The 5,783-nt window shown below is 71.2% G+C and carries 4 protein-coding genes; 2 read left to right on the forward strand and 2 right to left on the reverse strand.

Annotated elements, in window-relative coordinates:
* Positions 1 to 351, reverse strand: a 351-nt coding sequence (locus FV223_RS18335) for an FIST N-terminal domain-containing protein (RefSeq protein WP_281407451.1), incomplete at its 3' end; no start/stop codon positions are given.
* Positions 352 to 623: 272 nt separating this feature from the next.
* Between FV223_RS18335 and FV223_RS18340 the strand changes: the two genes are divergently transcribed.
* Together FV223_RS18340 and FV223_RS18345 are read left to right on the forward strand one after the other, a co-directional pair.
* Positions 624 to 3,038 carry a PAS domain S-box protein gene (locus tag FV223_RS18340; RefSeq protein WP_147728366.1) on the forward strand — a complete coding sequence of 805 codons (2,415 nt, stop codon included), beginning with the start codon at positions 624 to 626 and terminating at the stop codon, positions 3,036 to 3,038.
* Positions 3,039 to 3,200: 162 nt separating this feature from the next.
* Positions 3,201 to 4,580, forward strand: a complete 1,380-nt coding sequence (locus FV223_RS18345; RefSeq protein WP_147728367.1) for an HD-GYP domain-containing protein — start codon at positions 3,201 to 3,203, stop codon at positions 4,578 to 4,580.
* A gap of 608 nt (positions 4,581 to 5,188) precedes the next feature.
* Here FV223_RS18345 and FV223_RS18350 read toward each other — a convergent pair.
* The coding region (locus FV223_RS18350; protein ID WP_147728368.1) for a DUF2268 domain-containing putative Zn-dependent protease at positions 5,189 to 5,783 on the reverse strand (595 nt) is incomplete at its 5' end.

Raw genomic sequence — 5,783 nt, forward strand, 5'->3', positions numbered from 1 at the left:
GCGCAGCGCCCGCACCGCGCCCGCGGTGCGCTCGACGTCGAGGTGGTCGATCGCGTCCAGCACCGTCGAGACGATGCGGAAGCCGTCCGCCGGGAACGCGATCGCCACCAGGCCGCGGTCGAGCCCGCCGGCCGGGGCGATCCCGCCCGACATGGTGCAGCCGGAAATCTCGGCCCGCGGAAACGCCTCGGCCAGCCGCCGGCTCAGGTTTTCGGGGTCGTAGTCGGGGGAGAAGAACACCAGGAGCTGGGCCGCGTCGGCGCCGACCGCCCGCGCGATCTCGGCGACGGCCTCGCCGGCGGAGCCGCGCTCCGTCCACGCCGTCCTGATGCCGCACAGATGCGTGCGCATCTGCGTTCCCTGTGCCACGCCCCGCCCCCGATCGCCGTCGGCCCCCGGGTTGGTCCGCAGGCGGCACGCGCGAGTATGTGGCGGGCAACCGAAACGTGCAACCGGTGGCGGAACCGCGCCCGGCACGGCCGGGATCCGCGCGGCCCGGCAGGGGCAAGCGGGTCTCGCGGCATCGGAACGGCCGACCCGCAAAAGGGTCGCTCCGCAACCGACGCGCCGGCGTGGCCGGGCGGCTACATAAATCGCGCGGCGGATGCGGCTAAACCGGGGCCATGCCCGGACGCCACCGCCTTCAGAACGTCATCGAGAGCGCCATCGACTTCGCCGTCATCGTCACCGACCCGGAAGGCGCGGTGACGGAGTGGAACGCGGGGGCGGAGACCATCTTCGGCTGGCCCCGCGAGGCGGTCGTCGGCGGGTCGTCGGCGCGCATCTTCACCGCGGAGGACCGGGCCGCGGGCTGCGTCGAGCGGGAGATGCGCGCCGCCCTCGCCGAGGGCCAGGCGAGCGACGAGCGCTGGCACCTGCGCCGGGACGGCAGCCGGTTCTGGGCCTCCGGCGCGCTGATGCCGCTGCGCGACGAGGACGGCGTCCACCAGGGCTACGTCAAGATCGTCCGCGACCGCACCCAGCAGCACGAGGCCGGCGAGCGCCTGCGCGCGACGCAGGACCGCTTCAGCACGCTCCTGGAGACCATCGAGACCGCCTTCGCCATCGTCGAGGTGCGGTTCGAGGGCGAGCGCCCGGTCGATTACCGCTTCATCGAGGCGAACCCGGCCTTCGAGCGCCAGGCCGGGGTGAACCTGCGCGGCAAGTGGGTCACCGAGTTCGCGCCCGACCTGGAGCGGTTCTGGTTCGAGACCTACGGCCGCGTCGCCTGGACCGGGGAGCCGGCGACGTTCGAGAGCTATGCGGAGGCGTTCGCGCGCTGGTTCGACGTGCGCGCCGTGCGGGTCGGGGATCCGGCCGAGCGGCAGATCGCGATCTTCTTCAACGACGTCACCGAGCGCAAGCGCGCGGAGGAGCGCCTGCGCGTCAGCGAGACCCTGGCGCGCGAGAATGCCGAGCGGGTGCAGCTCGCCCTCGAGGCCGGCGCGATCATCGGGACCTGGCACTGGGACCTGCCGACCGACCGGTTCACCGTCGACGAGGCCTTCGCCCGCAGCTTCGGCCTCGACCCGGCGCTCGGCCGCACCGGCATCCCGCTCGCCCAGATCGTCGCCACCGTCCACCCCGACGACCAGGTCGGCCTGGCCGCGGCGATCGACGCGGCGATCCGGAAGGGCGGCGCCTACGCGCACCAGTACCGCGTGCGCCGGACGGACGGGCGCTACTACTGGATCGAGGCCAACGGCCGGGTCGAGTGGGCCGAGGACGGCACCCCGTCGAGCTTCCCCGGCGTTCTGATCGACGTCGAGGAGCGCCGCGCCGTGCAGGCGGAGCGCGACCGGGCGGCGGCGGCGCTGCGCGCCCTCAACGAGACCCTGGAGCAGCGCGTCGCCGAGCGGACGGCCGAGCTGATGCAGACCGAGGCGGCCTTGCGGCAATCGCAGAAGATGGAGGCGGTGGGCCAGCTCACCGGCGGCCTGGCGCACGACTTCAACAACCTGCTGGCCGGCATCTCCGGCGCGCTGGAGCTGATGCAGAGCCGGATCGGCCAGGGCCGGTTCGACGACCTCGAGCGCTACATGGGCGTGGCGCAGGGGGCGGCCCGCCGCGCGGCCGCGCTGACCCACCGCCTGCTCGCCTTCTCGCGCCGGCAGACGCTGACGCCGAAGCCGACCGACGTGAACGGGCTGATCGGCGGGATGGAGGAGCTGATCCGCCGGACCATCGGCCCCGAGATCGCGCTGGAGCGGGTCGGCGCGGCGGACCTGTGGCCGGCGCTGATCGATCCGGGCCAGCTCGAGAACGCGCTGCTGAACCTCTGCATCAACGCCCGCGACGCGATGCCGAACGGCGGCCGCATCGCCATCGAGACCGCCAACTCCCGGCTGGACCGGGCGGCCGCGGCCGCGCACGACATCCCCGAGGGCGAGTATCTCGCGGTGTGCGTGACCGACACCGGCACCGGCATGCCGCCCGAGGTGGTGGCCCGGGTGTTCGAGCCGTTCTTCACCACGAAGCCGATGGGCCAGGGGACGGGCCTCGGCCTGTCGATGATCCACGGCTTCGCCCGGCAATCGGGCGGGCAGGTGCGGATCCGGTCCGAGCCCGGCCGGGGCACCGCCGTCTGCCTGTACATGCCGCGCCACCACGGCGAGGCCGACGGCGACGACGGGGCGCCCGTCCCCGCCGAGGCCGCCCGGGCCGAGCAGGGCGAGACGGTGCTGATCGTCGACGACGAGCCCTCGGTGCGCATGCTGGTCACCGAGGTGCTGGAGGATCTCGGCTACACCGCGATCGAGGCGGCCGACGGCGTCGCCGGCCTGGCGGTGCTGCAATCGGGCATGCGCATCGACCTGCTCGTCACCGACGTCGGCCTGCCCGGCGGCATGAACGGCCGCCAGATGGCGGACGCGGCCCGCGTCGGCCGGCCCGACCTCAAGGTGCTGTTCATCACCGGCTACGCCGAGACCGCGATCCTCGGCCACGGCCACCTCGACCCCGGCATGGAGGTGCTGACCAAGCCCTTCCCGATGGACGCCCTCGCCACCCGCCTCAAGGCGCTGATCGCCGGGCGGTAGGGGCTCTGCCGGCGATCCGAGGGGCTGCGACCTTTTGCGGACGCTGGAAAGGTCCGCTCGGGGCGGATCGGCGTGCGCAAGGCAACGCAACGCTTTGATCAGGTTCTTGAGGCAGTCTTGGCGCCTATCGAGACCGATAAGCCAAGAGGCCGGACGAGAACGATGCGGATTGTATCAGGCGGCGACGAGGAAGCCAGGACGATCCAGCTGTCGGAAGTGCTGGGTGCCTTGAGCCACGCCCTCGACCTGACGGAAGGTCAGCCCGTCGGGCATTGCGTGCGCGCGACCTGGATCGGCTTCCACATCGGCCGCGAGATGGGCCTCCCGGACTTGCAGCTCTGGGAACTCTACCACACGGTGATGCTGAAGGATCTCGGGTGCTCCAGCAACGCCGCGCGCATCTGCGAGCTCTATCTGTCCGACGATCTCAGCTTCAAACGCGACTTCAAGACGGTGAGCGACAGCCTGCCGAAGGTGCTCGGCTTCGTCTTCTCTCATACCGGCCTCAAGGCCGGCCTCGCCGAACGCTTCCGTGCCGTGCTCAACATCCTGCAGAACGGCGGAGCGATCACCGACGAACTGATCCAAACCCGCTGCCAGCGCGGTGCCCAGATCGCCCGGCAGCTTCGCTTCCCCGCGAGCGTTTGCGAGGCCATCCACGCGTTGGACGAGCACTGGAACGGCGGCGGCAGACCGGACCGCCTGGTCGGCCCGGGGATCCCGCTCTACGCACGGATGGCGTTGCTCGCTCAGGTCGTGGACGTGTTCCACACCGCAGCCGGCCCCGCGGCCGCGATGGCCGAGGTGCGGGCGCGCTCGGGCACATGGTTCGATCCTCAGATCGTCGCCTGCTTCGAAGCGGCCGCATCCGAGCCCGGCTTCTGGGATACCCTGGCCTCGGATGAGGTCGAGGAGGCGGTGTTCGCGTTGGCACCGGTCAGCCCGATCGTCGTTGATGAGGACTACCTCGACGACATCGCCCGTGCCTTCGCGCAGATCATCGACGCCAAGAGCCCGTTCACCTCCGGCCATTCGGAGCGGGTTGCCGTCTACGCCGACATGATCGCGGCCGAGCTTGGCTACACGTCGGAGCGCCGCCGCTGGCTGAAGCGGGCTGCGCTGCTTCACGACGTCGGCAAGCTCGGGGTCTCGAACGCGATCCTCGACAAGAACGGCAAGCTGGATGACGCGGAGTGGCGGGACATGCGCAATCACGCGTCCCTCTCCGAGACCATCCTGACCCGCGCGGCCGTGTTCCATGAGATGGCCCGCATCGGTGGCGGACACCACGAACGGCTGGACGGGAAGGGCTATCCGCGCGGCTTGAGCGGCGACGCGATCGAGCCCGAGACCCGCATCGTCTCGGTCGCCGACGTGTTCGACGCGCTGACAGCCGACCGGCCCTACCGGGCGGCCATGTCGCTCGAGAAGGCGCTCGGCATCATGCGCGCGGATCTAGGCACTGCGTTCGACCCGATCTGCTTCGCGGCGCTGGAGCGTGCGCTCGCCTCGATCGAGGGCGATCTTGCGCGGGCGGCTTGAGCCGAGCCGCCTCTCGGCGAACCCTCCGACTACCGGATCAGGATCATCTTGGAGGCCCTGCCGTCGGCACGAGGTGATGCGTCTCCCGACGTCGAGACGATGACCGTGCGCACCACCCAACCGCAGGCGGGCGAACCCAAGGCCCGGAGGAAAAGCCAATTGAGGCCGCGGGTCAGCATGATCTGAGCTTTCTGATGTTGGCTTGCGCTGAAGGCGTCGGCTGAAAAGTCTGGCACCCGCCGTGTGAGTTCATCATGCAGCATCCGGCAGGACAGGGTGATAGCAAAGTCGATCGCATTTGATGCAACCGGAAGTACAACTTCTAGGAGTGCAAGTCTTCGATCGCGCTGACCGTCCGGAACGCCGCCTTCGTCGGCTTTCGAAAACCACCGACGTCGGCGTCAAGGGCGTGGTCGGGTCCGACTCCGGACGTCTGCTTCCGGGGAAAACGCCAGGGGCCGCTTTCCATCCGATCCGGTCGCAGAGCGGACCGGCCGATCTCGGCCCGTGCCGGCCGTGCGGACAAGCATCCGCCGGTGTCGGAAGCCGCCGTCATCGACCGGCTTGGCCATTCCGCCTCGGGGCTGGGAGGCGGCCCGGGCCGGCGGTCAGAGGTTCGGCAGCGTGCGCCCGCGCGCCGCCACGATGACGTCGGGCGCGGGGATGTCGACCCATGCGCCACCGCCGGTGTCGGCGTCCGCTTCGAGCCAGTCGCCCACAATCCGGTAGCCGAGGGTGTAGCCAAGCCAGCGCGGATACCGTCCTGCCCCGAAGAACCAGGCGCGGTGGTCGTGCCCGGCGCCCGCGAGCGTCGCGTCGTCCGGCAGGTTGGCCGCGAGTTCCGCGTCGGTCACCGCGCATTCCCACGGCTCGGGCGGCGAATCGAACAGGTGGCCGACGAACCGCCCCGCCAAGCCTTCGCTCACGAGGGCCTCGCCGAGCGTCCAGCCGTAGCCGGGCCCGGCCATGCGCATGCCGTGGTGCGCCTCGTGCGCGACGGTCCGGCGCAGATCCCCGTCACGCAGCGCGCGGGCGAAGTTGGGGGTGCCGTGGTCGATGGTGAGGGAGAACAGGCCGGGGCGCACCGCCTCTCCCGTCGTGCCGGTCTCCGGAATCACCGCGCCGGGCAGGCGCTGCCGACCGCGTCGCGGCGAACCGCCCTTCGACCGGCAGCCCAGGCCGGCGCCCGGACCGCACGGTCCC

Origin of the sequence: Methylobacterium sp. WL116, assembly GCF_008039455.1 — a bacterium.
In the GTDB taxonomy this organism is placed as follows: domain Bacteria; phylum Pseudomonadota; class Alphaproteobacteria; order Rhizobiales; family Beijerinckiaceae; genus Methylobacterium.

Excerpts from the sequence above, each read along its gene's own strand:
- FV223_RS18345 (WP_147728367.1), top strand. The coding sequence starts at position 3,201 with ATGCGGATTGTATCAGGCGGCGACGAGGAAGCCAGGACGATCCAGCTG.
- FV223_RS18340 (WP_147728366.1), top strand. The coding sequence starts at position 624 with ATGCCCGGACGCCACCGCCTTCAGAACGTCATCGAGAGCGCCATCGAC.